This is a genomic window from [Anoxybacillus] calidus (genome assembly GCF_013760845.1).
Taxonomy (GTDB): Bacteria; Bacillota; Bacilli; order Bacillales; family Anoxybacillaceae; genus Paranoxybacillus; species Paranoxybacillus calidus.
Genome location: NZ_JACDUU010000001.1, coordinates 193,010 through 218,757, shown reverse-complemented (window position 1 = coordinate 218,757; position 25,748 = coordinate 193,010). Strand labels below are relative to the sequence as shown.

Below are 25,748 nucleotides of genomic sequence, written 5' to 3'. Positions count from 1 at the left end.
CGCCAGTTAAACTATTGTGCGAAATAAGTTTCCGGTGTGTTGGCGTTTTCCTCCATGTCCTCACCTTCAAAAGAGTAAGGCTCACAAACAATTAAGCGACCTGTCGAATATAATTTGCCTAGTTTGCTTATTCCAACGTGATTTCCCCAATAATCATGTACGGTAATCAGCTCCCCCATGTCATAAACTCTCCTTTAATTTGAATCCGAGTTGGTCAACCAGTACCGAACGCCGGGCGATTGTGACTTTTAACCGCTGGAATTTCCATTCTTTTTTGCCTTTCATTTATCCAACTCCCTTCTTGTCGGTAAAGACAATTTCCGGATATAAACAGGTACCCTTTGCTCGATGTCCAAAACAACGCGATCAATAGCCGATGCCTCGTATATATCAACCATGACGTATTCCCTGCGCGCCAAGACTTCTCCCGTTTCCGCGTGAACAACAACGGCTTTTACTATGTGATTCTTACCGGTAGGCATTAGCGCAACAATAGTAGGCGATTTCACAATCTCAAGCCCCTTTCGCAATAAAAGCGATTAAAGCATCGTCTAGTTGCTGGCGTAAGCGTTCGATTTCCTCACGTAACTGCTGAATGTCGTTACGCATTGGCGCTCACCGCCTTCTTAGCAGCCTTTTCTAACTGACGCTCAAATCGCTTGTTGTCACGTTCGTTTTCTTTCCTCATTTCTTCGAGCAAATAGTCGGCGTGCTGCTCAACTAACTGCTCAAGCATTTCCGATTTTGTTGTATTGTTGGAAAAAGCAAGGTAATGTACGACCAGGGCAAAATGTTCGTCGGTAAATGGCTCATGCTCATAGTAAAACGTCACAATTGGCTTATCGTGTTTGGCTCTATTGCAGCTCGGGCAAGAAATAACTAGATTGCTGGCGTGATGACGGCCGCCCTTACCTAACGGGATAACATGCTCTAAATGAAACGGTTCGTCAGTTTCCTGCGCGCCGCAATAGATACATAGGCCATCAAAGGCGCGGAAAATACGTTTCACTTCGTCGAGCGTGACTTCATTCGGGATACCGAGTTTTTTGCAGCGCTGTAAGCCGTGATGATATGCAGTCAACGCTCGGCCGTCTAACGTTTTGCGATAATTTGCTGAGATTTCGGCCTTACATGCTTTACAGCGATTGGTATAAGTGTGAGGTACTCGCTTATCTACCTCAAAAAGATGAATCTCTTTCTGCTGTCCGCAAATACGGCAAATTCTCGTTTCTTTTTCTTGGCTCATTTTTCATTCTCCCTTTCATTTTTCTGTTGTAATAAAAAACGCCGGCAACGTTCAGAAAAGAAACGGCACCAGCGTTTATTCGCGATATTCAGCTTTTGTAATACTTGCGTTTTGCTTCATTAATGATTCATTTAAGATTCGATTTAAAGTTGTATTTGAATTAAGCGAGCCGTTTAATTCATGGACAAGGCTTTTTTGATTCGTAATTAATTCAATGTCAACTTGTCCGTAACGGCGCAGCCAGTTCAATGCTTTAAACAGCGATTTATAAGCTGCATAAATTTCGTGGGCGCGCTCGTAAACGATGGTTGCCCGATTAATTGTATTACCGGCCTCATCAACTGCTGACACGATAGCTTCAAACGTTGAGGAGTCGATTAGTCTAACTGTTTGAGTAATCGTGATTCTCATTTTTCTCAGCTCCTCTCTTAATAAATATTTTTCATTTTGCACATATATTAGTTAGAGAAATTTTAATTAATCATGGAGATAATTTATGGTATTTAAGCCAATTAACTTAAATGTTTCATATGTCATCGTCCCCCCTCCTCCGCTTACTAACTGCCCATTAAAAACGGGCTTTTTACGGTGTTCTCACTAATACTTTTTTACTGCAGCTAAATTTTCGGCTCTCCAGCGTTCCATTTTTAAATGTTCCTGCGAATATTTCTCTGTAAAATAAGCCTCAATTTCTTCTGGCGTCATTTGTGAAATAGTAACCTCACAAGGTTTATTGGCGCTAGCTTTACCGAAATTAACACTGACTTTCGGTTGTACTTTCTCGTCGCCGTTGTAATTTACTTCGCATTTAGGTTTTCTTCTTCCACCGAGCATTGCATCACGTTGTTGTACCGCCCGAATCGCCGCCAATTTGTTCGGCGCATAAGGCACCTCGTATTTCCAGGAACGCTTTAACATCTCGTATTCGCTAATCCAAAACGGATATTCAAGCCACCAAACGTAAGTCGTTTCTTTTTTCTTTTTCGGATTGAGTAACGCCTCGTCAGCTCTCTTTTTCGCACGATTCAATGTGTCAAAGTCGATTTTGCACTCGCGCGAGCAAGTTTTGCTGTTGTTCGGTTTTGTTTTATCACGGTAATAGTAGCCGCAATATGCGCATTTTTTAATACGTTTGTCGGTTGTGTCGTGTAGCTCGCCGTTTAATAGCTTTTTAATGATTGGTAGTGCCTCCGCCCGTGTCACCCCTTCCACGTATTGCCTCGCAAACTCAACGGCTCCCGGTCCTGGATTTCTATATTCGGCTGTTTTAGCTGTTTTCATTGAAATTCCCCCACTTGTTTTCGGCTGTTTTGGTTGTGTTGGAAATCGGTAACAATAACATATTTATATAAGAATAACGCCACAACACCGCCCTAATAACGAAGCTAACGCTGCCAACGACTTTCGAACTCGTATCGTTTAACGTACTGCCGTATTTCCTTTACATCACAAAGCAAATAAGCGACGTCGACAATGTTTTGATTGCTCGTTACTTCAATCGCCGGCTCGTCTTCGGCGGGCTTGTCTATTAATAACCGGTATTTATTCGGCTTGTGCCGCACTTGCCCCGTTTCACGACTGCGCGCCTGGTCGATTTCCCCTTTTCGGCGATACTCAACGAAGCCCTTTTCCACTAGCGCTTTAATCGCGTTCTGTACCGTTTGCCGCGAGTTTGTACCGATCATTTTCATTGCGGTGCTTGTCGTAAGGTAAAACGTTGGCCCGTAACGTTTGCTCGTCACCAACATCGCGTAAAGCATTTGCTTTTGGCGGAACGTGCCGCATTGTAAAACCGCTAGTATTTCCGATTTGTAAATTTTGACGGGCTTGTCGGCGTTGCCTAGCGTAATATTTTTGTCGTACACATAAGCGACTAATCGACGCGCCTCTTTTAACCAATAGTCGGGGGTGCTTCCTTTGTTGAAATATTCGCGAGGTGTGTTGAGGAGAATTTCCATGATTGCTTCGACTGCTTCCTCTTGCTCGAAGCCTTGGGAATTGAAAAAGCAGGCAAGTATAAACGTGGTATTGTGTCGTGTATTACTTTCCGTAAGCCGACCGGCCTCAAGTATTCGGCGAGCTTTTTGGAGTGCTGCCGATTCGTCTAAAATGTTGACGGAAATGTCGGTTTCGGTTGCAACGGCCTCAAACTCTTGCGCTTGCTCGTCGGTTAGTCCGAAGTCAACACCGGTAATAACGGAGGCGTCCATCGGCTCGACGTCGAGCAAGTAATCGAATGACTCAATCGGCTCAAGCGTTTCATTGTCAACGAACCAACAGCGGTTGCCTGTTCGTTGGTGAATACCCAGCGGTAATTTAATGCCTTGTGTCCACGTTGGTCGAAACTCGATTTGACCGCCTGGCAATTCCCCGACCTCCGCAATCACGCGATTGTAAAAAGCCTGTACGTTGGCCACCGGCAGCGGCTTATCGAAAAACAAGTCGACATGATAACCTTTTCTGCCGCTCAAGCTAACGTGAATATCCTTGCGCATGATATGAAACTCGGAAACTAGCACGTCGATTAGCTTTAGCGTTGCCCATCGCGCCATTGTACCGTCGCTAAAATCGACGTCAAACGTGATAAACTTGTTAAAATAGCCGCCGTTGAAAATTCCGTATGTTAATTCGCCTGCAAGGTGTGTTTTGAGCATGCTATCGTTTAATGCAACGGTACGAGCGCTTTGTTTCTTGTTTATCGTGACGTATCGACTGTTTGGAAACTGAATCAAATATTTGCTGCGCGTTTGAATATACAACTCGTTAAACTTGTCATAAATTCGATTTAGCTGTTTTATTTCGGCTGTCTGCATTTATTTCACACCTTCCGCTCAAACATTTTAAATTCCGCATCGAGTTCCGGTGTATTTTTGAATACAAAAACGAGTTTGCCAGGGAATCGACGGCTTGGCTCGATTGTGACGAGCTCGTAATTTTTCGCGATTAATTCATTCGCTACTTTAACGCTCAACACACATTTGTATTTTTCGTACATTTCGATACCTCCTCGATTTGTTGATTTTCGTAACAAATACTTAGCCACCGCTCAAACAAAGTCTGACGGTATCGCTAACATGTTACGCTTGAGTAAAAAAGAGTGGATAATATACGGCAAGCCATCTGTAGAGGATAACAGCAACCCTACGCGCGACTTAACGAGGAAGAACAACGAGGATAGTGTGAGGAATAACATACGGTCTACATAACGGGTTTCACTTCGTTCATAACCGCCCTAATAGCGGTTAATTTTTCATCGCTTAAATCGAATGCTTGGCGAATTTTACGCTCAAGCCGTGGAGTAACCCGGCGGTCGCCCGATTCAATTAGCGAAATATACGAATAACTACAACCAATGACGGCGGCAAACTCACGCAAAGTTAGTCCGCGCGTTCGACGGATAAATCGAATCATTTCGCTAGTCATCGGCTCACCTCCTTTCTTGTAAAATTCGTTTACAATTATCGCAGCCGAAGCCGCGGAATTTTCAACGTCTTCACTATACTATACAGTCGAAATTTCATTTTCGCGCAGTTTGGGCGAATTTTTTTTCCTTCATAAGATAAGTCGGGTTTGCACGAAAGCCAGCGAATTTTTCAACGTCTTCATATAACTATACGACGCTACCGAGATTTTCGCGCAGCTGGACGAAATTTTTTTGCTCTTTCACTTATAATCACAGGTCCTTCTGCGATTTTCACACAAGACTCCGTTAAAGAACAATGTGGATTTTTATATTGTGTTAAAATACATTGGAGGTCCATAGTTAACAATAAAAGAGGTGGGTAAAAAATATGTTCAATTTCTTTAAGAAGAAATGCAACCATACTTCTTATAAAATGGAAGCAGAAATCCATGCTGACCCTATTTGGTGTGCAAAATGCGGAGAGAATCTTGATATTGAAGATTTTCCTTTTTCACAAGAATTAAAAGAGGAGCTTTTTAAATGGGTACGCCAATACGGTAAAATTCTAGAGGAATCTGATTATGGTGCGCATATCAAAGAAGAAACTCACAATTCCATAAGAGAACACAATGATAAAGGTTTAATCTTATTTAATAAAGTTAAACAGGAACTTGGTGAAAACTCTAACATAGAGTATGTACCCTCTACTCTCCAAAGGAAATGAAATGGCAGAATCTTTTCTGTCATTTCTTTATTTAAACTCTAACATCTTGTGTAGTTTTTAATAAAAAACAACATTATGATTTAAGTATAAAAACAGATTCTCACAAAAAAATACGCAGCGCTAAGGCCGGCGGAAACTCCAAAAATGACGTTCTTGACTTGTAACGGCCCCTCGCACAACCGGACTGTTGCCGCAGTTACCGGCTCCATGCGAGGTCGCGCCGCCAATTAGCTCTTTCATTCCGAAGCCTTCAACACTTCGCTAATTGAAAGCGTCACATTCAGCGATTTTCTTATTTCGTTGCTTTTGCTAATCACGCGATCGATTTGCTTTTGCAATTCGTTAAAAGTCTCATTAACGTAATTTCGAACGGGTTGCAGTCTTGCCAGCTCGTCTTTCACAACTCGACGCTTACGCAAAACGTCTTGCAATTTTAGCGCATATTCATAAGCGTTTACGTGATTCAGTTCAACTCTTTCCAATTCGTGATATATTTCGCTTATTTGTTTGTCATATTGCGACTGATACTTGTTTAATTCATTGTAAAATGAAGTGACTTGGTAATATAAACTACGGAGTTGTTCGTATATTAAATCGCTTTTAGTGCTCATGCGACTCTCACCCCATTAGCGACGATGTTTAACAACTCAATTTCGGTCATGTTTTCGTAGTTGCGCATGATGTGATTATAAACGTCTTCGGTGAGATTAAATTGCATATAATCCCCGTCGTCCGGCTCATAACAGCCCCGGAAAGTTTCGGAAGGCTTGACCCGCTCTAAAATGGCGACTTTACCGTCTGCGATACTAAGCGCTAGGTTGTCGGTAATAAGGAATCCTTCGCAGTATTCAATCACCGGTCTGTTTGATGGACGGTCCTCGTAGTAATAAGCAATCTTAATCTTACGCATTTTATCCTCTCCCCTTCGATTTTAATTCCGACTGTCGGAATCTTTAAGTCTATTATAATTCCGACCCGCGGAATCGTCAACTAAAAAATTACGGTTCCCGGAATTATTTTTTAGGTGTATAATAAGACTAACGGAGGTGTGAAGAATGGCGCGAAAAATAAGGCTCAAATTGCGCGAAATACTGAAAGAAAGAGACATCGAACAAAAACAACTTGCGGAAAAGGCTAAGGTGACAGAGCGAGCAATTAGCGAGTTATGTAACGATAAAGTGAAACGCTATACGAAAGAAACGCTCGAACGTATTGCTGACGCGCTTGAAATAGATGATATTAGCGAATTAATTGAAATTGTGCATGAAAAAAGTGAGGTTGATTAGACCTCACTTTGCTAATCGGTGTCACCCATCGACTTGATAATTTCGATCACTTCGGTGTCATTTGAATTGTTTCTGTCCTTTTCCTTGAGTTCCTCTATGTATTTATCTACATCTTTCTGCCCATTATTCATAAAATCAAACCTCCTTTTATTAATATCTTTTCGAGTTATCTCCGAAAAATGCATGCGCGCCCAAAAACCCGAAAAATTTTCGAAAACACGAAAGCGACCCGTAACGCAACGAGCCGCTTTTTTATGTCCAGAGTATTATTTCGTAATTCCTCAGCTTCACGTTCCGCTCTTTCGCGTCGCTCGCGTTCTTCTTTCAACGCCTTCTTAACTTCGCGCAGCTCACGTACGGTCATTTCGTCAACTGTCTTTTGTTCTCCGGTACTTGGAATCGTATGTTTTTGTTCGAGGAATTGTTGGCGGTCGATGTCGGATGGGAGCGAAAGCATTTCGACTACTTTTCCGAAGGATAAATACGCAGACGTCTGCGTATTTCCAAATTGCTCGTACGCTTGCATAAGTGCTTGGGCGTTTCTTCTAGCGATACCAATACTATCGAGCCATTTACCGAATTGCCCGTGTGCCAAATCTTTTTCCTTAACGTGCTTCAACCGTCGACCTATCTCGAATATTGCTTGCCCCGCGATTTGTTTGTACGAATTAATTTCGATGACTATCCGGATAAAAAACTGTAAATAATACCATATAAAAGGAGGTTATTACGGTGTTTGTTAGAGAATTTCTTAAAAAGAGCGAAATTATAGAAAGTCTAGGTATTGCTAGTAGTACGGGAACAGATTGGTTTAGAGAGTTTGATCGATTTCTTATCAAACAGAATGAAAACGATAAATCTCCTCTTTATCATCACAGCACTTTAGCGAAAATGCACATGATTAAAAGTATGAAAGACAGGCATTTACCCAAGGATTTAATCGAATACTTTTTATTTCAAATGGAAAGAGATCAAAAATTAGCGATTAAATACCGAGAAATTGAAAGGATTATTTGTCAGGCAAATAATGAACGGAAAATATATTATTAAATCTAAAAGCGACTCGTAACAAAACGAGCCGCATTTTTATTTATCCGATATTAATTTTAATTTGTCCGCTATACATCGACTGTTTAACAGGCTCGTACGCTGGCCTTTTCGGCTTAACCTGTCGCATTAAGTCCGCAACGTCCTTCGATTGTACAATCCGGAATCTATCGCTCGTCACTTTGTACGTATTTTCACCGACAATCCAAACGAAAGGAAAAATCGCACGGTCAGCCGGTTGCCAATCGAAAGAGCGCCAATAACCGGAATCATAAAACCGTTCGTATAGCTTGATTTTCTTCGCCATTACTTGCGTTGAGTAAACGCTATTTTGTATTTCAACGAAAAATGGCGAACCGTTAGCAATCGTGAAAATATCGGGGCGGACGTCTGCGCCTTCATATCTCGGCTCAATGTCAAACTGACGGATTTTCCAACCGTTACGTAATAAATCGAGGTAAAAATCGGCTATCTTTAGGAAATGCTCGACTTTTTGACCGTCCTTTTTGAGCTTGGATTGCGACGGAAAGTAAACGTAAGGTGTGCGGTTAGTGTCGGCGGCAATATAACCACGGTCGCGCAATCGCTTGAGGGCGTAGTTACAGTTCGTGGTCGGATTTTTCGTGTGGGAATAAAACATCGCGGCGATTTGATCGCGTGTTAAACAACGGAATTTCTCAACGGCTTGCACAATGTCCTTGTCGCGTTTTCTCATTATTGCTCCTCCTCTAACATGTTAAAAATAACAGGCTCATTCGATGGGATAGACGGATTAGAATCACCTGCAAAACGATTTTTCCACTCGGTAGATTTATAACGCTCAAGAATCTTTTCGGCGTGCTTCTCGTCAAGAAATGGCGCTTGTAGCTCCGTTATATCGCTTCGTTTAAGAAGGAAACGGCCTGGTGTTTCTTTGGCGATTTTCTCGGCGCCAGGCGTCCCGTTTATTTTGGCGTTGGAAAAGTCGCTAACACGAAAGCCCATGCGGACGGTTAGACAACTCCGAATTTTCGTGTCCAATATATCGTGGCTCGGGCGCTGTAAGCTAAGGACGCAAACCATGCCCAACGCACGACCTAGCGCTACTAATTGGATTAGCATTGATTTCATGTGGTTGTCGTCCATAATCATTACAAATTCGTCGATACAGATAAGGATATACGGCACCTTTTCGGATTCCGGTAGCTTGTTAACGTGCGTCACACGGTATTTATTTAACAACTCCCCTCTACGCTTCATTTCTTCGGCCAAGTACATAAGCATTTTTCGTAAGTCTTCGGGATAAATACAGACGCTTTTAACGTGTTCAATATCGTAGAAAAGGTGAAATTCGCTCATCTTGAGGTCGCCGAGGTAAATTTCTAATTCGTGAGGTTTCTTGTATTGGATTAAGGTGGATATGATGCTGCGGACTTGTGAGCTTTTTCCGGCTCCTGGTTCACCCGATATGAGAAGCCCCGGCTCATTGATTGCGTCGAAAACGTGCCATTGACCGTGTCTATCCATCCCTGCTACTATCGGTAAGTTCAACCCCATTATTATCGGCAAAATAGCGTCATAATCATATTTCAACTCTTTCGGGAATGTCTTGCGGTAAACGGTCAACGTGAAATGCTTGTGATCGCCGTCAACCTCGATATTGTTGCCGAAAATTTGTTGAAAAATGTACTCGCGCTTACTTACTTCTTTCGGGTCAATGCCTGTAACAAGCGAAAATTGGTAAACCAGCTTTTTGCCATCGTCCATAACAGACTTAATACGCGGAAATACTTTGATTTCCTTGTCGCCTGTTTTTCGGCTGACATATAGCCCGGCATGGTAAAACGCACGTTTAAGCCGCGATTTAGCCCGCTGGCGAGCAATAAATTCAATCATCTTACGCATAAAACTCACCTCGTTATAGCGAGAATAGAAACCAAAATACGGAGCCATAAGCGATAACCGGAAATAGAAAACGACCTATTACCTCGATTGTTTCCGATAATTCAAACATACCGCTTCGGGCGGTAAATCGTTCGAAAAAAGTAGCGCCAGCAATTAAGCCGACTCCAGCGAGAAATAAAGCAAACCCGGGGTCATGTATTGGAAATAAATTTTGAGGCGTGATTGTTGGTAAAAAACCGGAATAAACGTATATATCTTTACTAGGAGACGCTTCCTTTTGCGTGCGATGGTTGCCGGCCATGAACTCACGGAAAGGAATCGTCTCTATTCTGTTTTTATGGAACAATTCGCTCACCTCTTATTCCCTATTTAAACAGCTTTTTAAAATCGCATAATTTCAACGTTTACTTGCCGAAAACAAAAGTTTTATATACGTTTGTTGTTGCTTTTGTCGCAACAATGTCGCCATCGTACTAACCTTGTTGTCCGCTACTTTTGTTGATGTTCACCTCCCGAAGATGCCGAACTAGCGATTACTGACGTTTGTAGCTACGTTGGTTGCTTTGTGTTATAGCCTATGCGATACCGTTTGTCCAAGTTGTCACTTTTTTGCATGAGGTTTAAAAAATGACACTTCGGACAAGAATGGTACCGAAGGAGGTTATAACGATGTTTAATTGGTTAGGTCTCGGAAAGAAGCGAAGTAAATTCGGTAAGTGGCTCGATAATGAGGGAATTACGCAGTTAGAGCTGGAAAGAAGATCGAAGTTAAGTCGCGGTACTATTTCAAAGCTATGTAACGATGATTCATACCGCCCAAAGCACTCTACGATAGCCAGCGTTAAAAAGGCGCTAAAGCAACTCGGTAAAAACGTACCAGACGACTTTTTCAATATGTGATGTATATGGTTAGCTATGTTGTATTTTTCGGACTAATTCTCGTCGGTATCGTCTTCTTTGTACTCGATTTAAGGCGACCGCGCCCACAAACGGACTTAATTGACCGGGAACGCTTAAAATGTGAAAGTCCGATTGAACGCCGCCTTTATGATACGCTTCGAATACAGGGTTATTACGTGAAAACGCAAGTCCCTTGCGGTAAATATCGCATAGATTTAGCGCTACCGACGTATAAAATCGCCATCGAGTGCGACGGCCGAGCGTATCACTCGACGCCTAAGCAACGAGCGCACGACCGCCGTAAAGACGCTTATTTGCGCAAAAATGGCTGGCGTGTACTGCGGTTTAGTGGGCGCATGATATATCAAGATTTATCGGCGGTTATTGAGAGAATTGAAGAGGAGGTTAACGGGTGAAAACGCTCGAAAAAGAAACCATCGTCGAACTGAAACTGCGCCTGCTGCGCGTTGTTAATTCGCTTATGTATGACGATTGTTATACGAAAGAACATGCGGTTAATGCGCTGAAAGACGTGATTAGACGCTTGGATAAATCGGAGCCCGACATTTAACCTCGATGACACAAAATTTTTACGCTGGGGTTGAGTAATTAAGAGCGGCAGAAGAGGGAAAAGGTATTCGTTTGAGAGGTCAGTGCAAACAAAAAAGAGTCGACTAATTAGTCGACTGAAACTATCTTACTTTTCCTGTTCGCTCGGCATTGATCACCGAGAAACTTCCGCTATTTCTATGGATTGAATATTTGCAAGAGGAATGTAGCAAAATTTGCACTGCCCTTTCTCTTTCAATCGCAAGTGACGGTTCACCTCATCGTAATAATGTACACGACCAATTACGCTTTGAAAACGATGATTTTGTATGTATTGGATTCGAAGATATAAAGCGAACTCCATTGCTTTAAGGATGATCGAATTCCATTCCTCATAACGTTGATCGTCATGATATGATAGTGCCACATCATCTTCTTGTTCCCGTAGTTCAGCTAACATATCACGATGTTCAGGCATTAAAAATGGCGAGAATTTAATAATCCCTCTATCTCGATAATTCATGCTTTGTGCCCTCCTATATAGCCATTTCGGATGCGGGCAAGACTTCCCGATGTATAACTCACGGCTCGTAGAAGTGCATTGGGACCAAATTTGTCTCGAATTTCATCCATCGCCTTTGCAAGAGTTCGTTCTTTTTCTCTATTTTCGAATAAAGACAGTTGAACGCTTTCTTCATTCATTAAATTCGAGAGCGATACATGAATCATGCGAACACTGCGCCCGTCATAAAACTTTTTGAAAATCCGCTTACAGACCCGATATAACTCCATGGTTAAATTGGTTCCTGTATCGAGCGTGACAGATTGATGAAATCCCCCTTTCTCGTAATGAGAATATCGTACACCAAACGAAACTGTACGCCCTACTTTTCCGAGTTGCCTAGCTCGTTTAGCCACTTCCTCACAAAGTTCCAACACAACTGTCAGAATTTCGTTCTCTCTCCAATAATCACGCAGTAAAGTTACGCCTTTTCCGATGCTTTTTTGAGGTAAGTCGTTCGCTTCCACGAAGGCAGGACTCAAATCAATCCCCCAGGCATGATAATACAATTGTTCTCCCATGACACCGAATCGACTGCGTAAACGTTCAAGGGAACTGTTGGCTACGTCCCCAAGGGTATACATTCCCAGGTTATTGAGATGTTGTTCCATTTTTGTACCGATACCCCATATCTTACGCAACGGAATCGGCCATAGTTTTTGCGGGACTTCTTCATATGTACAATCCGCAATTCCCTGCTGCTTGGCATATACATCTAATACGACTTTGCTGATAAAACGATTGGGTCCAATTCCAATACAAGAAGGTAACCCAAATTGCTTCCATATCGTGCGACGAATTTTTTGAGCTGCTTCTCTTGGTGTGCCATGTAGTTTTTCAGTACCGTTCAAGGTAAGCCAACTTTCATCGACACTATACGTTAAAATCGCTTCAAAGGGAACAAACGAGAGAAAGAGCTCCGTAATCTGAACGCTTACTTCTAAATATCGTTTCATTCGGGCATTAAAGATGTGAATTCGACGGTGTCGAGGTACTTCAAATAGACGACTTCCCGTTTTGATACCATAATCACTTTTCATTTTAGGGGATGCAGCAAGAACAACGCTTCCACTTCGGTTTTTGTCAGCTACAACTACCACGTAGTCATTGAGCGGGTCTAACCCATGATCTACACACTCACAACTAGCATAAAAACTTTTCATATCAACACATAATATATTGTTTTTAGGAAGAAGAGACACGTCAAACAGCATTGGACTTACACACCCCTTCGCAAAATAACGAACATATGTTTTGTTTACGAATATATGTTCCTATATTTTTGATAAAAAAGCAAGTAACATATGTGAAAATTTTTATATAGTTCGCCAAAAGAACATGCGGTTATTGTGATTTAAACAGGAGCCTAACGTTTATTGATATTGAACCACTTGCGGGCTTGCAGGCGGTAAAATTTCCGGTTATAACACGAACATATATTCGTATTTTGTTAACGGAGGGGATTCGAATGACGACCGAGACGACTGATCTTTGCGACTACTGCGTAGAACGTTTTCCAAAATCTGAGCTTATCGATATTTGCATCGATGGAAGCAATATTAATACATATTGTCGCGAATGTTGGAATTCACGTATTCGCAACGTGGTTATGAAGTTAATAAAACAATACGAGGAAGCCCGCAAGAAATACGCTTGCCAACGCTAGGCAGGCGTTTTACTTTAGTTCGTTAAAGTCCGAGTTTTTAAAAATTGCGCGGATTTTTCGGGCACCAGACGCGGAAAAGAAAAAAGGGGCTTGGGGGGTGTGCGGGTAGGCGTACAGCAACACAAAAAGCCGACTAATTAGCCGGCTGTAAGCGCTCCTCGTATTCCTTCACGATCTTGTAGAACGTACTCTTTTTAAGTTCTAACATCGTCATAAATTGTACGGCAGTAATCTCCTGCGCTTTCCAACGCTCATAATTCGCCTCTAATGTTTGGCGCTGCTGCTTCGTTAATGTATCGAGGTTCATTTGCGGACGGCCCAAGTGTTTTCCTTGCGCTTTAGCAACCGCAATGCCTTCCGCCTGGCGCTGACGTATCTTCTTCCGTTCCTGTTCGGCTACATACGCAAGTAGCGATAAGAATTGATCTTCCATTAGCTTACCCATATCTCCCATCGACTTGAACTTACGGCTATCAAATAGCGCCTCGTTTTCCAATACGATAATGTCAGCGTTAAGCTCCCGCGTGATATATTTCCACTCGCTGATGATTTCGTCATAGTTCCGCCCTAAACGGTCCAGCGCGTCAATATAAACGATGTCACCCTCGCCTAATACTTTGCGCAATAGTTGGTATTGCGGACGGTTAAAGTCCTTGCCCGACGCTTTATCGACGAAAATACGGCGAGCCTCAACGCCTTTTTCGATCATCTTATTGACTTGGCGTTGCTCGTTTTGGTCAATCGAACTGACTCGGATGTATCCGTAAATATTCGCCATATTTACCATCACCTTCCGTATATCGTTAATTGAATTATACGAAAAGTGTCCGTAAAGGTCAATTATTTTATAGACGTTCGTAAATATTTTTTACCTACCTTTACGAACGTTAAATAACGGCGTTTTCGGCTGTACGTCCGTATTCCTTAATGGTATACCTTTATAGACAGTTAAACTAAACAAAAGAGAAACGGACAAAGGCCAGTAGATTATTACTCATATTTAATACATCTACCTACTTTTTCCTTTGTTATTTAACCATCGCATTTGTTTGTTGAATAAGTTGTTTAAAAATCCCCCCTAAATGGCTTCCTTATTATCTACAGAATAATTGTTCTTTTGATTGTACATATTAAAGTTAACAGTTATTAAAAGGAGGTGAAAACCGTGTTAAAAAAAATTCTTCATTCACTTTGTGCTCTATCAGTTACATTAATGCTTTGTGGGATAGCTGTTTATGCTCAAAATAACAACATTGACATCAATAACAATACAAACAAAATAACTCACATGGCTCAAAATGCGGACGGTGCTGATAATGATGATGATGATGACGATACAGATTGGGGTTGGATTGGTTTAGTTGGTTTAGCAGGACTGTTAGGAAGAAGAAAAGACAGAAGAGATTAGAACCAATATATTATTAATAAATTGATCTTTTTCAATTCCTTTAAAGCTAATATACTGAAAAAAGACAAATTCACCCGGTTGAGTTTAAGGATCCTTTGGATCCTTTTATTATGGGTAAATTTCCTGATGGTTATTTCTTATTAAACTCAACTGCACGTTAGTTGAAGAAAGAAGAAAACTTCATTCCTTTATACACACTCATCTAACCAAGTAGACACCCCTCGAGTTTCCAAAGTGCACGCGTCCCGAGCAAATTGGCTCGTGATTCCCCCTCAAAATTCTCATTTGTAACATTCCGTTGCACACGTTTCTGAATTTCTTCATTAATATAGCCGAAAAAAACCGATGCAACAACGTTACGTCAAAAGGATTCGAAGGAGCGTGCGCCAGGGACTTGCGGCTGACGAAATGCACAACGCGAAAATTTTCGGACACATCTGCATCTCGACCCTACAGCTGAAAAAATTGCGCTAAAATCACAATTTTGTAACTACCCTTTACACGCCCGAAACCCGTGCCATTACTAGCGTTAACGCCATTTTTCGTGCATTGTCCGTTGTTTCCGGTCACACCAAAATATCGCACGCCTGTAGTATCTTTAACGCTGCCTCTACGTCGCCAGCCAACGCCATTTCGGCAAGCTCCATTCTCCGCGGAAACCTCGCCTTTAACTTCGCTTTTCGGCATTTTTCAAGCTCGCGCTGAAAATCTTTGCGTTGTTCCCACCGCCACAATTGCATCCGGCTTACTCCGCAAGCATCAGCGATTTCCTGGCGCGTAAACCAATGCCAGCGACCGTTTTCGTACAAGCCCGTTAACATTTCAATCGCACGGTAATGCCGTTCATCTAATGGCGGCACCTGGCTCGGTTGTTTGCTACGCTTTTTCTTGCGTGGCATCTGCGTATTCCTCCTTTCGTAGTTTGTTGGTTTTCGGTAACAATAACATATTTATATATAGATAACGCTACAACATCGCTTACTAACGCTGACTAACAGCGATAACTTACGCTAGCTAGACGGAGTCACACTTCAATCGCTAAAAAATCGTATAGCTTACCGACTTCACGCCGGCGCTCAACGGCCAGCATCGCCTCTAAAATGCGGTAAAAATATCCGTTAAACGTTGAGCGAATACGTCCCCGTTTTTGCGCAAAAACCGTTTGCTTGAACGCTTTTATCACCGTGTCAAGCACTTCCTCGATTGGCCTATCGAGCTTGCTGCGCCGGTAAGCGATTAATACACGGCGGTACAAATCGAAAATAGCGTCAGCTGACCGGAAAAATGGCGCAACGGTATTTGTAAATTCTTCCGGTACAATTCCAGGCGTAAATGATTCGTCGAGCGTTGCTGGCGGCTCTGACGTAATATCGTCTTTATTATTCAATCTTGAATGCGCAGTTTCACAAGACATAGTTTCGGCAGGCTTTTGCGCAGCTTGATCGCTTGGTACATCGGCATCGGACGCTTCTTGGCGCGGTGACATTTCCGGGGTGACAGGCGGCATGTCACTCGGTAGCTCTTTTACGTCCTTGACCGACTGAATAACGTAAACATTGTGACCGTTGCCGCCTTTATGCTTACCGGTTGTTCGAGTCGTTGGAATGCGCTTAATAATTCCGTATTGCTCAAGCGTTTTTAAAGCACGCTGAACAGTTCTAACGCTTTTTCCGACTAATGCAGCAAGCGTTTCAACTTTCATAAATGCAACGCCAACAATATCGCAGGCATGTCGGCTTAACGTTTTTAATACTTCGATAGCTGATGCGCTCAATTCGTGACCGTATGTATATAAAAACTGTCTAATCGCCTGGTTCATCGCTTGGATACAATCGAACGACTGTAATTGTCTATATTGCGTATAGTTTGCGTTTGACAATCTCATTTTTTTCCGATTCCCCTCTCATTTGAGAGGACAGTTTAAGAACATACGTTCTATCCGATAGACGCACCTAAATAAGCGTTGACTTTAACGCTTTTTTTCGATAATCTCTATTTAGGGTGTATATTTGTTTGTGGGCGTCCTTCGGGGCGTCCTCTCTTTTTTTGTCTTTGTTTATTTAAACGTCCAAATGATTTAATGGAGAGTGTTTCTGATATTTACGCGCAACCTCACCCTCCGTAAAGTCTAAATATGCCTTTTGCGTGACCTCGGCACTTGAATGACCTAAAATCCTCGATAAAGTTACCCAATCTCCTCCGTTTAACAAGTAATATTTAGCAAAATTGTTTCTTAACTGATGAGGAGTCACTTCTACACCGACTTTTTTCCCTGTTTCCTTTAGCATCCGTTCAAAATTATTAACATCAAGCATTGTTCCGCGAATTGTTGGGAACAAAAACGGACTATCAGAGAATCGATCGCGATACTTCATCCAACGCTTTAAGTCATTCGCCATTTTAAATGAGAAGTAAACGTAACGCTGTTTTCTGTTTTTCGGATTTTCGATTAATATAGATTTCGTTTTAAAATCGACATGCTCCGGCCGAATCGCACAACATTCCCCTGCTCTCATACCTGTATCGAGTATTAAGCGAGTTTGGACCCATGAACGATAACCGTGAAATGTCGTAATATCAAAGGCTTTCAGTAATTTAACAATATCTTCTTCGGATAAAAGCGCTTTTTGTTTGCGCTGTGGCTTAACATTTTCGATATTGTCGCATGGATTTTCTTTTATTTCGCGTTCTTTATACAAAAAATTGAAAAACACTTTAATATTCCTCACATAATTGGCGATTGTTGTATCGCTAATCGGTTTTTGATAATCTGTACGGTGAGTTGGGTAATTTACATTTACGCTATTTAGATTCGAAATTACCGTGTACTTACCGCGCTCGCGCAAATATTTGATATACGCACGAATATGTAACGGTTTTACTTTCTTAAGTTGCTTAATTTTGTGCTGTTCCTCGAGATATAAAAAGAATAAGCGTAAGGTTTGCTCGTAGCTTGCTTTTGTTTTCCGCGATAAATTTTTAGCGTCACAATACAACATAAAATTGTCTAACTGAATATCAAAATCAGACAAAATAAAAACACCTCCTACTTACCGTTGTTTTCCCGGTAAATAAGAGGCGTTTCCTTTTCGTATGCATACGTATAAATATTTATCGGCTTCATTTCGATATTTATCGGTAACTAATGTTTATACTCGAAGCCACAAAACCGTTGATATTAGCGGCTTCAAGACGCCTTATGTTCTAAACGTAACTTATCAGCCACCATTGCGATGAATTCGCTATTCGTCGGTTTAGCTTTGGACATGCTGACGGTGTAACCAAATAGCGAAGAGATGGATTCGATGTTTCCGCGGCTCCACGCAACTTCGATCGCATGGCGAATCGCCCGCTCGACGCGGCTTGCGGTTGTATTATATTTTTTCGCAATGTCGGGATAAAGCACTTTTGTGATCGAACCTAATAGTTCGATGTCGTTATATACCATGGAAATCGCTTCACGTAAATATAAATACCCTTTAATATGCGCTGGAACGCCGATTTCATGAATGATGCTTGTAATGCTAGCATCAAGGTTTTTCGGTTTATTTTCCCGCGTTTGATAAGCAGGCGATTTTTTCAAAATCGGAGCTGTTTTGTCATGAATTTGGCGAATACGATTCACTAAATTTTCCATATCAAATGGTTTCAGAATAAAATAAGCAGCTCCTAAATCAACAGCTTTCTTCGTGACATCTTCTTGGCCGAAAGCAGTGAGCATAATCACATTTGGCTGTTTTTCTTTTTGCATGCGGATTTTCTCAAGCACAGCGAGACCGTCAATATGCGGCATAATAATATCTAAAACGAGCACATCCGGCTTTTTCTCTTCAAGCATATATAAGCAGTCTTGCCCGTTATAAGCGACACCGATTACTTCCATATCATCCTGATTGGAGATGTATTCTTCTAAAAGGTTTACTAATTCCTGATTATCATCAACTATACACACTTTAATCTTGCTCACGCCAATATTCCTCCCCTAATTCCGCTTATTAAAATCATTTAAACGAATTTTATTTTCTAACTAATATTCTAATGGAACAATTCGACAACGCAATAAAAAATCCTCTAATTTTTCAAAAAATAGTAAAAAAATAAGTATTTCAAAAATTTTCACCAAAAATCTCTTACATTCGACGAAATTAGGTATTTGACAAAGTTTTATTTATTCTGTTTGTCGAAAAATCTTTACACTCCTATTTTAAATGAATTTACATCAAATATCTATGCAAAATTTTATAAATCCTTGACTTCTTTTTTCTCCACAACAAAAAGCGAGCTATTATCAGCTCGCTTTTTGTGCAGAGTTCGCATAAATATCAATTCCTGCTTCGTTTAACATCCATTCAATATGAACTCCGTATCCAGAAGTCGGATCATTCACAAATACGTGTGTAACCGCTCCAACTAATTTTCCGTCTTGGATAATCGGGCTTCCGCTCATTCCTTGTACAATCCCACCTGTTTTCTTTAATAGACGTGGATCCGTCACTTTAACAACGATTCCTTTTGTTGCCGGAAATTTTTGCGGCACTGAACTGACAATCTCTATATCAAATTCTTCGACTTTATCGTCTTCCACGACTGTTAAAATTTTGGCTTTTCCTTCTTTTACTTGATGGGACAGAGCAATCGGAATCGCTTTGTCTAATACTCCGTTCTGAATCGGTTTTGATAACGTTCCAAATATCCCAAACGGACTGTTATTTGTAATGTTTCCGATTACTTCCTTATCACTTGAAAATCTCGCTAATTTTTCGCCAGGATTTCCCGTGCTTCCTTTCTCAATCGAAGTAACCATTGATTTCATAATTTGTCCATCTTGAACGACAATTGGCTTTTTCGTATCCATATCGGAAATGACGTGACCAAGAGCACCGTATTTTTTGGAGATAGGGTCGTAAAATGTCATTGTTCCAATTCCAGCAGCGGAATCTCGAATATATAAACCGATGCGATAAGCATGATCATGTTTGTCTTTTAGTGGAATTAATTTCGTTTCAAATGTACGATTGTCGCGGGAAATTTCTAAGTTCAGCGGCTTTCCAGTTTTTCCTGATTCTTGAATAAATGGTGAGATATCACTCATATTTTCGATTTTCTTTCCATTAATTTTTGTAATCATATCACCGACTTGAATTCCTGCAATTTCTCCTGGGGACTTTTTCCCTTGTTCTGTCTCAACAAGGTGGTGTCCAACAACAAGAACTCCTAACGTATTTAATTTAACCCCGATTGATTGTCCCCCAGGAATTACTTTATAATCAGACAGTACTTTAACATTTACTTGCTTGATTGGTAAACCAGCCATTTGTAATATCATGTCGTCTTCACCGCTTTCTTTCGCTTGGATGGAAAGCGATTGACTTCGTTCAGCAACTTCAACGGAAGGCCGATTGCTTTTTACGCTTGCTTGTACGGGAAGCGCGGAAGTGAAACGTAATGTTTCGCCTTCAAACATAACAAGCTGCTTTGGTATGCGAATATAGTCTTTTATTGGCTTTGACAAACCGATCGCAATTAACGAAACAAGGAGAAATGCACCTATTATTTTTCTTATCGTCTCTGCGTTCAAACTTTTTCACTCTCCTCGCTCCCACCTACACCTTCGGTAAATTTGGCTACAGTTTTAATTTTGCCTTAATCCAATTAAATATAATCGTTTTTTGTAACAAAAAGCTACCCATAATGGATAGCCTTTCATTGTTTGATTTTTGTTGCTAATTCAAGCAGTTCTTTTGCATGTTCTTTTGTTAAATCTGTAATTTCAACCCCTGAAATCATTCGACCGATTTCCTTAATTTTTTCTTCCTCAGACAGTACTTTAACAGAAGTTTTTGTACGATTCTCCACCGTTTCTTTTGAAATGAACAGATGCGTATCAGCCATGGCAGCTACCTGTGGCAAATGCGAAATGCAAAGCACTTGTGAATTAACAGAAACGCGGTAAATTTTTTCAGCAATCGCTTGAGCCACTCGACCGCTCACACCAGTGTCCACTTCATCGAAAATAATCGACGTAACTCCTTGATGCTTTGAAAAAATGCTCTTCATTGCCAGCATAATCCGTGAAAGTTCGCCACCTGAAGCAACCTTTGCCAAAGGTTTGAGCGGTTCTCCAACATTGGTCGAAATATAAAATTCAACGATATCCACACCATCACGATGAAATTTTACTGGAATACCGTCAAGCAGCGGATCGTCGATCGAACCTTCCCGCTTTGTAAAAACGATATCAAACCGTGTTTTATCCATGTATAAATCTTTCAGCTCTTGATGAATGCTATCAATAAGAATCTTCGCATATTTCTTGCGCACGTTTGTGACATTTTTCGCTTCAATTAATAAATCTTCCGTTACAGATTCAAGCTCTTTTTGCAATTTATGAATATGGCTGTCGCGATGCTCGATTGTATCAATCTCTTCGGCAATTTTTTCGGCATATTCAAGAATATCGGAAACAGTACGGCCATATTTTCGTTTTAGATGGTTGATTTCATTTAGACGGCTTTCAATAAAATCAAGACGTTCTGGATCATATTCAAGTTGTTCAAGTTGATCACGAAGCTTATAGGCAGTTTCTTCCATTAAATAATAACTGTTCGAAATGGTTTCATACGCTTCTTTTAAAGTGGGATCAATATCCATTACATCATCTAAATGGCTCATTGCCAATCCAATCCAGTCAAGTCCGCGCTGTTCGCCAAATAAGGCTTCATAACTATTTTTTAACGCTTGATAAATTTTCTGGAAGTTCATAATTTTTACTTTTTCTTCCATTAATTCTTCATCTTCATTCGGCTTTAACTGTGCTTTTTGAATTTCGTCTAACTGGAATGTGAGTAAATCAAGACGATGAGCCATTTGTTGTTCATTTTCATTTAGCTTTTGCAACTGCTTTTTCAGCTGCTCATACTTTTTATATACCGCTTGATATTCTTCAAGAGCCGAAGCAATTTCGTTACCACCATATTGGTCTAGTAACGGGAGATGTCTTTCCGGGTCCATCAGTTCTTGATGTTCGTGCTGACCGTGAATGTCAACAAGTGTTGCACCAATTTCTCGTAACACGGCAATCGTTACAAGTTTGCCATTGACGCGGCATACACTCTTGCCGTGAACGGAAATTTCCCGACGAAGCACAACCATTCCTTCGCTAATATCAATGCCAAATTCCGCACACTTTTCATAGCACGGATGCGTTTCATCCTCTAATAAAAATAATCCTTCAATTTCCGCTTTCGTTTCACCATAACGAACAAATTCTGCGGAGCCACGGCCGCCGACAAGCAGGTGGATGGCATCGATAATAATGGACTTTCCTGCTCCTGTTTCCCCTGTTAAAACGGTTAAGCCTTTTTCAAAGGAAATGGAAAGTGTTTCGATAATCGCAAAATTTTTAATTGATAATTCCGCTAGCAATGTGGGATCACACCTCTTTTATAGCATTTCTAGCAAGCGTTTTGAAATGGTTTCTGTATCCTCTGGAGTGCGACAAATGATTAAACATGTATCATCCCCACAAATTGTGCCGACGATTTCATCCCAGTCAAGATTGTCAAGCAAAGCACCAATCGCATGGGCATTTCCTGGTAATGTTTTCATTACTAGTAAATGACCGGCTCCGTCAATTTTCACAAAGGCATCCATAAGCGCCCGCTTTAATTTTTGTAATGGATTAAAGCGTTGTTGGTCTGCCGGCAAACTATATTTATATCTCCCGTTCGTCATCGGCACTTTAACAAGATGCAATTCTTTAATATCTCTTGACACAGTTGCCTGCGTAACATTAAAACCAGCTTCTTTCAGCATATCAACAAGTTCATCTTGCGTTTCAATCTCATGGTTTGTAATAATTTCACGAATTTTAATATGTCTTTGTCCCTTATTCACCTTCAACACCTCGCAATCTGAATCGAAAACCGATTAACACTTTCTTATTATTATGATAATCATCTTGAAGCATCTATACAATGTATGGTACCCATAAAAGGGGCTGACCTATCAGTGTCCGGCCTCACGCGCAACCCACAATATATTAGTCCTATATATTATGGTTGTGGGGTCTGACACTTTGCTTTTGGGTCAGCCGCTTTGTTTTGTTTAATTTGCTTTTAATTGTTGATGCGCTTCAGTTACAATTTTTTGAGGATGAAATGCTAACAAGTTTTCTCCGCGATCTTTTCCTCCGCTCCAGCGAAGATGAAGCAAAAACTCAATGTTTCCGTCTCCACCCGTAATTGGAGAATAAGATAAGTCCACAACATCATAACCTTCATAAATCGCGAAATGGATAATCTCTTCAAGCACCATCTCATGAACTTTCGCGTCACGGACAATCCCTTTCTTGCCTACAAATTCTTTTCCGGCTTCAAATTGCGGTTTTACTAATGCAACAACATCACTTCCGGAAACGAGCACTGTTTTCAACACAGGCAAGATAAGTTTAAGCGAGATAAATGACACGTCAATTGTCGCAAACTCGGGAAGCCCTTTTGTAAAATCCGCCGGCGTTGCATAACGGAAATTCATTCGTTCCATGACAACAACCCGTTCATCTTGGCGAAGCTTCCACGCTAATTGGTTATAACCGACATCAAGCGCATATGACATTTTTACTCCATGCTGTAACGCGCAATCGGTAAAGCCCCCGGTTGATGCGCCAATATCAAGCATAATTTTGTCTTTAATATCAAGCTGAAATGTTTTTAATGCTTTTTCAAGTTTCAGTCCGCCACGGCTGACATACGGTAAAACGTCTCCCTTGACAGTAAGCGGTATATCAACCGGTACTTTTTCACCCGGCTTGTCTAAGCGCATTTCATTCGAATAGACAAGCCCTGCCATAATCGCACGTTTTGCTTTTTCACGTGATTCTGCTAAGCCACGCTCTACTAGTAATACATCTAATCGTTCTTTCTTCGTTTTCATACCTCATGCCCTTTTTTGTTTTCTTGGTATCATGGTTTGTACACGTTCAATCACATGTGCGGTTGTCAAGCCGATTTCTTTTAATAATTCTTTGACACTGCCATGTTCAATAAAACGGTCTGGAATGCCCATTCTGTCAATAACAGCATGATGATAACCCTGATCGTGAGCAAACTCAAGAACTGCACTGCCGAATCCACCTTGCAACACCGCTTCTTCAATCGTTAAAATCGGCATATTCGTTTGTAAAATTTCATGCAGCATTTTTTCATCCATCGGTTTAATAAATCTAGCGTTGACCACTTTGACAGAAATATTTTCTTTTGCCAGCTTTTCTGCTGCTTCTAGCGCCATTGGAATCGTCGTACCGAACGTTAAAATGGCAATATCTCGTCCTTCACGCAATACTTCCCATGTGCCAATTGGAATTTGCTTCAATTCCTCATCTAACTTGACGCCAAGACCATTACCGCGCGGGAAGCGAAGTGCAATCGGACCGTCATCGTATTTAATGGCAGTATACACCATATGCTGACCTTCATTTTCGTCTTTTGGCATCATTAACACAATATTTGGTAAATGACGTAAAAAAGCGATATCAAATACACCTTGGTGCGTTTCTCCATCAGCGCCAACTAAGCCAGCGCGGTCAATACCAAAAAAGACATTTAAGTTTTGTCGGCATACATCATGGACAACCTGGTCGTATGCCCGCTGTAAAAATGTTGAATAAATCGCTAAAAACGGTTTCATTCCTTGTGTTGCAAGTCCCGCCGCCAGCGTTGTCGCATGCTGCTCGGCAATACCAACGTCATACATGCGGTCTGGAAACTCGCTTGCAAAACCTTCTAGCTTTGAACCAACTGGCATTGCTGGGGTAATAGCCACAATTCGATCGTCTTCGCGTGCTAACTTGCGCACCGTTTCACTGATAAGTTCACTCCATGACGGTGGCGCATTAACAGGCTTAACGAAATCACCCGTTTCAATTTTATATGGCCCCGTGCCATGCCACGTCCCGACTTTATCGTTTTCAGCTGGGTGATAGCCTTTTCCTTTTTTCGTAATGACATGCAACAGCACCGGACCTTTTGTTTTCTTAGCATAATGTAAGTTCTCGATCAGATCGTCAAAATTATGACCGTCAACTGGTCCGAAATAAGTGAATCCTAATTCTTCAAAAAATACACCAGAGACAAGTAAGTATTTAAGGCTGTCTTTAATGCGTTCTGCTGTCGCAGCAAGCTTTCCACCGACTGCCGGAATTTTTTTCAAAAGCATCTCAAGTTCATCTTTCACCCAGCGATATTTGCCGGCAGTACGCAAGCGGCCAAGCACGTTATGGAGGGCACCGACATTTGGAGCAATCGACATTTCATTATCGTTTAATACGACAATTATATCTTTCTTTTCATGCCCAATATGGTTCAATGCCTCAAGAGCCATGCCGCCCGTTAATGCTCCATCGCCAATAATTGGAATAATGTATTCATCCGTTCCCTTTAAATCACGAGCAATCGCCATTCCCATAGCTGCTGAGAGCGATGTGGAGCTATGTCCGGTTTCCCATACATCATGTTCGCTTTCGCTCCGCTTTGGAAAACCGCATAATCCTTTATATTGGCGAAGTGTATCAAATTCACAGGCCCGTCCTGTTAAAATTTTATGAACATACGATTGATGGCCAACATCCCATAAAAATTTATCTTTTGGGCTGTCAAACACTTTATGAAGCGCAATCGTAAGCTCCACTACTCCTAAATTTGGACCGATATGTCCGCCTGTTTTCGACAGCTTTTCAATAAGAAATTGGCGAATATCAGCACTTAGTTGAACAAGCTCTTCCGTAGACATTGATTTTAAAAAACAGGGATTCTTAATCTTCATTAAATCCAAACGAGATCACTCGCTTTCATCTCATACTTTGTTACGTGCTGGTATAGTACAGGTATTACCTATTATTATACATGTAAATATGGAAATACATGAATGAAAAACCGTTTCATTTCCATCATTTTCAACGTAAAAAGTGCAACTCAAACATCACAAGGCGAAAAAAGAGCCGCTCACACAACAAGTGTAACGGCTTTCCAGAAGGCACTTTCTCCTAATTGATAAATATACCACAAAATAAGTGAA

Annotated in this window: 34 protein-coding genes; 8 read left to right on the top strand and 26 right to left on the bottom strand. The window is 41.2% G+C overall.

Annotated features, from left to right (window positions below; all coding sequences use genetic code 11):
• Window positions 1-11 precede the first annotated feature (11 nt).
• From HNQ85_RS01230 to HNQ85_RS01195, 8 genes are all read right to left on the bottom strand, one after another.
• Entirely contained in the window at window positions 12-179 is a 168-nt protein-coding gene (locus tag HNQ85_RS01230) for a hypothetical protein (RefSeq protein ID WP_181535432.1), read from the bottom strand.
• 102 nt (window positions 180-281) lie between these two features.
• Window positions 282-509, bottom strand: a complete 228-nt coding sequence (locus HNQ85_RS01225) for a hypothetical protein (protein ID WP_181535430.1) — start codon at window positions 507-509, stop codon at window positions 282-284.
• A 92-nt stretch (window positions 510-601) separates the two neighbouring features.
• Window positions 602-1,246: an HNH endonuclease gene (locus HNQ85_RS01220; protein WP_181535428.1), complete on the bottom strand. Its 645-nt coding sequence runs from the start codon at window positions 1,244-1,246 to the stop codon at window positions 602-604.
• A 75-nt stretch (window positions 1,247-1,321) separates the two neighbouring features.
• A complete protein-coding gene (locus tag HNQ85_RS01215) occupies window positions 1,322-1,657 on the bottom strand; it encodes a hypothetical protein (RefSeq protein WP_181535427.1) in 336 nt (111 codons plus the stop codon).
• A gap of 186 nt (window positions 1,658-1,843) precedes the next feature.
• Complete coding sequence (locus HNQ85_RS01210) at window positions 1,844-2,527, bottom strand: hypothetical protein (RefSeq protein WP_181535425.1); 684 nt, start codon at window positions 2,525-2,527, stop codon at window positions 1,844-1,846.
• A 104-nt stretch (window positions 2,528-2,631) separates the two neighbouring features.
• Complete coding sequence (locus HNQ85_RS01205; protein ID WP_181535423.1) at window positions 2,632-4,059, bottom strand: TOTE conflict system archaeo-eukaryotic primase domain-containing protein; 1,428 nt, start codon at window positions 4,057-4,059, stop codon at window positions 2,632-2,634.
• Window positions 4,060-4,064: 5 nt separating this feature from the next.
• Window positions 4,065-4,241, bottom strand: a complete 177-nt coding sequence (locus tag HNQ85_RS01200) for a hypothetical protein (RefSeq protein ID WP_181535421.1) — start codon at window positions 4,239-4,241, stop codon at window positions 4,065-4,067.
• Window positions 4,242-4,444: 203 nt separating this feature from the next.
• Entirely contained in the window at window positions 4,445-4,669 is a 225-nt protein-coding gene (locus HNQ85_RS01195) for a helix-turn-helix domain-containing protein (RefSeq protein ID WP_181535419.1), read from the bottom strand.
• A 368-nt stretch (window positions 4,670-5,037) separates the two neighbouring features.
• Here HNQ85_RS01195 and HNQ85_RS01190 point away from each other — a divergent pair, with 368 nt between their 5' ends.
• Complete coding sequence (locus HNQ85_RS01190; RefSeq protein WP_181535417.1) at window positions 5,038-5,373, top strand: hypothetical protein; 336 nt, start codon at window positions 5,038-5,040, stop codon at window positions 5,371-5,373.
• A gap of 236 nt (window positions 5,374-5,609) precedes the next feature.
• Here the strand turns inward: HNQ85_RS01190 and HNQ85_RS01185 are convergent, their stop codons facing one another.
• Window positions 5,610-5,984, bottom strand: a complete 375-nt coding sequence (locus HNQ85_RS01185; RefSeq protein WP_181535415.1) for a hypothetical protein — start codon at window positions 5,982-5,984, stop codon at window positions 5,610-5,612.
• Window positions 5,981-6,283 (bottom strand): hypothetical protein, encoded by a 303-nt coding sequence (locus HNQ85_RS01180; protein WP_181535413.1) that lies wholly within the window; start codon window positions 6,281-6,283, stop codon window positions 5,981-5,983. The genes HNQ85_RS01185 and HNQ85_RS01180 overlap by 4 nt, the downstream gene beginning before the upstream one ends.
• A 145-nt stretch (window positions 6,284-6,428) precedes the next feature.
• On the opposite strand from HNQ85_RS01180, the gene HNQ85_RS01175 reads away from it, so the two are divergent.
• Window positions 6,429-6,659, top strand: a complete 231-nt coding sequence (locus HNQ85_RS01175) for a helix-turn-helix domain-containing protein (protein ID WP_181535411.1) — start codon at window positions 6,429-6,431, stop codon at window positions 6,657-6,659.
• A 166-nt stretch (window positions 6,660-6,825) separates the two neighbouring features.
• On the opposite strand, the gene HNQ85_RS01170 is transcribed toward HNQ85_RS01175, so the two are convergent.
• Entirely contained in the window at window positions 6,826-7,332 is a 507-nt protein-coding gene (locus HNQ85_RS01170) for a DUF3102 domain-containing protein (protein WP_343046479.1), read from the bottom strand.
• A gap of 59 nt (window positions 7,333-7,391) precedes the next feature.
• Here HNQ85_RS01170 and HNQ85_RS01165 point away from each other — a divergent pair, with 59 nt between their 5' ends.
• Window positions 7,392-7,709, top strand: coding sequence for a hypothetical protein (locus HNQ85_RS01165; protein WP_181535409.1), 318 nt, complete (start codon window positions 7,392-7,394; stop codon window positions 7,707-7,709).
• A gap of 40 nt (window positions 7,710-7,749) precedes the next feature.
• Here the strand turns inward: HNQ85_RS01165 and HNQ85_RS01160 are convergent, their stop codons facing one another.
• From HNQ85_RS01160 to HNQ85_RS01150, 3 genes are read right to left on the bottom strand one after another with little or no spacing between them, the layout of a single operon-like run.
• Window positions 7,750-8,421, bottom strand: coding sequence for a replication-relaxation family protein (locus HNQ85_RS01160; RefSeq protein WP_181535407.1), 672 nt, complete (start codon window positions 8,419-8,421; stop codon window positions 7,750-7,752).
• The gene (locus HNQ85_RS01155) at window positions 8,421-9,590 is read right to left on the bottom strand and encodes an FtsK/SpoIIIE domain-containing protein (protein ID WP_181535405.1); all 1,170 of its coding nucleotides are present in this window, start codon (window positions 9,588-9,590) and stop codon (window positions 8,421-8,423) included. Before HNQ85_RS01155 ends, HNQ85_RS01160 begins: the two co-directional genes overlap by 1 nt.
• Before the next feature lie 13 nt (window positions 9,591-9,603).
• Window positions 9,604-9,936: a hypothetical protein gene (locus HNQ85_RS01150; protein ID WP_181535403.1), complete on the bottom strand. Its 333-nt coding sequence runs from the start codon at window positions 9,934-9,936 to the stop codon at window positions 9,604-9,606.
• A gap of 323 nt (window positions 9,937-10,259) precedes the next feature.
• Here HNQ85_RS01150 and HNQ85_RS01145 point away from each other — a divergent pair, with 323 nt between their 5' ends.
• From HNQ85_RS01145 to HNQ85_RS01135, 3 genes are read left to right on the top strand one after another with little or no spacing between them, the layout of a single operon-like run.
• Window positions 10,260-10,490, top strand: a complete 231-nt coding sequence (locus tag HNQ85_RS01145; protein ID WP_181535401.1) for a helix-turn-helix domain-containing protein — start codon at window positions 10,260-10,262, stop codon at window positions 10,488-10,490.
• Window positions 10,491-10,495: 5 nt separating this feature from the next.
• Window positions 10,496-10,906, top strand: coding sequence for an endonuclease domain-containing protein (locus HNQ85_RS01140; protein ID WP_181535399.1), 411 nt, complete (start codon window positions 10,496-10,498; stop codon window positions 10,904-10,906).
• The gene (locus HNQ85_RS01135; RefSeq protein WP_181535397.1) at window positions 10,903-11,061 is read left to right on the top strand and encodes a hypothetical protein; all 159 of its coding nucleotides are present in this window, start codon (window positions 10,903-10,905) and stop codon (window positions 11,059-11,061) included. The genes HNQ85_RS01140 and HNQ85_RS01135 overlap by 4 nt, the downstream gene beginning before the upstream one ends.
• Before the next feature lie 153 nt (window positions 11,062-11,214).
• On the opposite strand, the gene HNQ85_RS01130 is transcribed toward HNQ85_RS01135, so the two are convergent.
• Both HNQ85_RS01130 and HNQ85_RS01125 read right to left on the bottom strand, forming a co-directional pair.
• Window positions 11,215-11,562 (bottom strand): YolD-like family protein, encoded by a 348-nt coding sequence (locus HNQ85_RS01130; RefSeq protein ID WP_181535395.1) that lies wholly within the window; start codon window positions 11,560-11,562, stop codon window positions 11,215-11,217.
• Window positions 11,559-12,815 carry a DNA polymerase IV gene (locus HNQ85_RS01125; protein ID WP_181535393.1) on the bottom strand — a complete coding sequence of 419 codons (1,257 nt, stop codon included), beginning with the start codon at window positions 12,813-12,815 and terminating at the stop codon, window positions 11,559-11,561. Before HNQ85_RS01125 ends, HNQ85_RS01130 begins: the two co-directional genes overlap by 4 nt.
• 254 nt (window positions 12,816-13,069) lie before the next feature.
• Between HNQ85_RS01125 and HNQ85_RS01120 the strand changes: the two genes are divergently transcribed.
• The gene (locus HNQ85_RS01120; RefSeq protein ID WP_181535391.1) at window positions 13,070-13,267 is read left to right on the top strand and encodes a hypothetical protein; all 198 of its coding nucleotides are present in this window, start codon (window positions 13,070-13,072) and stop codon (window positions 13,265-13,267) included.
• 133 nt (window positions 13,268-13,400) lie between these two features.
• On the opposite strand, the gene HNQ85_RS01115 is transcribed toward HNQ85_RS01120, so the two are convergent.
• A complete protein-coding gene (locus HNQ85_RS01115) occupies window positions 13,401-14,045 on the bottom strand; it encodes a recombinase family protein (RefSeq protein ID WP_181535389.1) in 645 nt (214 codons plus the stop codon).
• A gap of 387 nt (window positions 14,046-14,432) precedes the next feature.
• Here HNQ85_RS01115 and HNQ85_RS01110 point away from each other — a divergent pair, with 387 nt between their 5' ends.
• Window positions 14,433-14,675: a WGxxGxxG family protein gene (locus HNQ85_RS01110; protein WP_181535387.1), complete on the top strand. Its 243-nt coding sequence runs from the start codon at window positions 14,433-14,435 to the stop codon at window positions 14,673-14,675.
• 566 nt (window positions 14,676-15,241) lie between these two features.
• Here the strand turns inward: HNQ85_RS01110 and HNQ85_RS01105 are convergent.
• The 9 genes from HNQ85_RS01105 to dxs all read right to left on the bottom strand — a co-directional run bounded on the left by HNQ85_RS01105 (window position 15,242) and on the right by dxs (window position 25,505).
• On the bottom strand, window positions 15,242-15,574 hold the full coding sequence (locus HNQ85_RS01105) for a phBC6A51 family helix-turn-helix protein (RefSeq protein WP_181535385.1): 333 nt from the start codon (window positions 15,572-15,574) through the stop codon (window positions 15,242-15,244).
• 125 nt (window positions 15,575-15,699) lie between these two features.
• Window positions 15,700-16,560, bottom strand: a complete 861-nt coding sequence (locus HNQ85_RS01100; protein WP_181535383.1) for a helix-turn-helix domain-containing protein — start codon at window positions 16,558-16,560, stop codon at window positions 15,700-15,702.
• A gap of 175 nt (window positions 16,561-16,735) precedes the next feature.
• Complete coding sequence (locus tag HNQ85_RS01095; protein ID WP_181535381.1) at window positions 16,736-17,707, bottom strand: tyrosine-type recombinase/integrase; 972 nt, start codon at window positions 17,705-17,707, stop codon at window positions 16,736-16,738.
• Between the two features lie 155 nt (window positions 17,708-17,862).
• Window positions 17,863-18,642: a sporulation transcription factor Spo0A gene (spo0A, locus tag HNQ85_RS01090; RefSeq protein ID WP_181535379.1), complete on the bottom strand. Its 780-nt coding sequence runs from the start codon at window positions 18,640-18,642 to the stop codon at window positions 17,863-17,865.
• Window positions 18,643-18,963: 321 nt separating this feature from the next.
• On the bottom strand, window positions 18,964-20,253 hold the full coding sequence (spoIVB, locus tag HNQ85_RS01085) for a SpoIVB peptidase (RefSeq protein ID WP_181535377.1): 1,290 nt from the start codon (window positions 20,251-20,253) through the stop codon (window positions 18,964-18,966).
• Window positions 20,254-20,378: 125 nt separating this feature from the next.
• A complete protein-coding gene (gene recN / locus HNQ85_RS01080; RefSeq protein WP_181535375.1) occupies window positions 20,379-22,100 on the bottom strand; it encodes a DNA repair protein RecN in 1,722 nt (573 codons plus the stop codon).
• 18 nt (window positions 22,101-22,118) lie between these two features.
• Window positions 22,119-22,571, bottom strand: a complete 453-nt coding sequence (gene ahrC / locus HNQ85_RS01075; RefSeq protein ID WP_181535373.1) for a transcriptional regulator AhrC/ArgR — start codon at window positions 22,569-22,571, stop codon at window positions 22,119-22,121.
• Window positions 22,572-22,781: 210 nt separating this feature from the next.
• Window positions 22,782-23,609, bottom strand: a complete 828-nt coding sequence (locus HNQ85_RS01070; RefSeq protein ID WP_181535371.1) for a TlyA family RNA methyltransferase — start codon at window positions 23,607-23,609, stop codon at window positions 22,782-22,784.
• A 3-nt stretch (window positions 23,610-23,612) separates the two neighbouring features.
• The gene (dxs, locus tag HNQ85_RS01065) at window positions 23,613-25,505 is read right to left on the bottom strand and encodes a 1-deoxy-D-xylulose-5-phosphate synthase (RefSeq protein ID WP_181535369.1); all 1,893 of its coding nucleotides are present in this window, start codon (window positions 25,503-25,505) and stop codon (window positions 23,613-23,615) included.
• Window positions 25,506-25,748 lie beyond the last annotated feature (243 nt).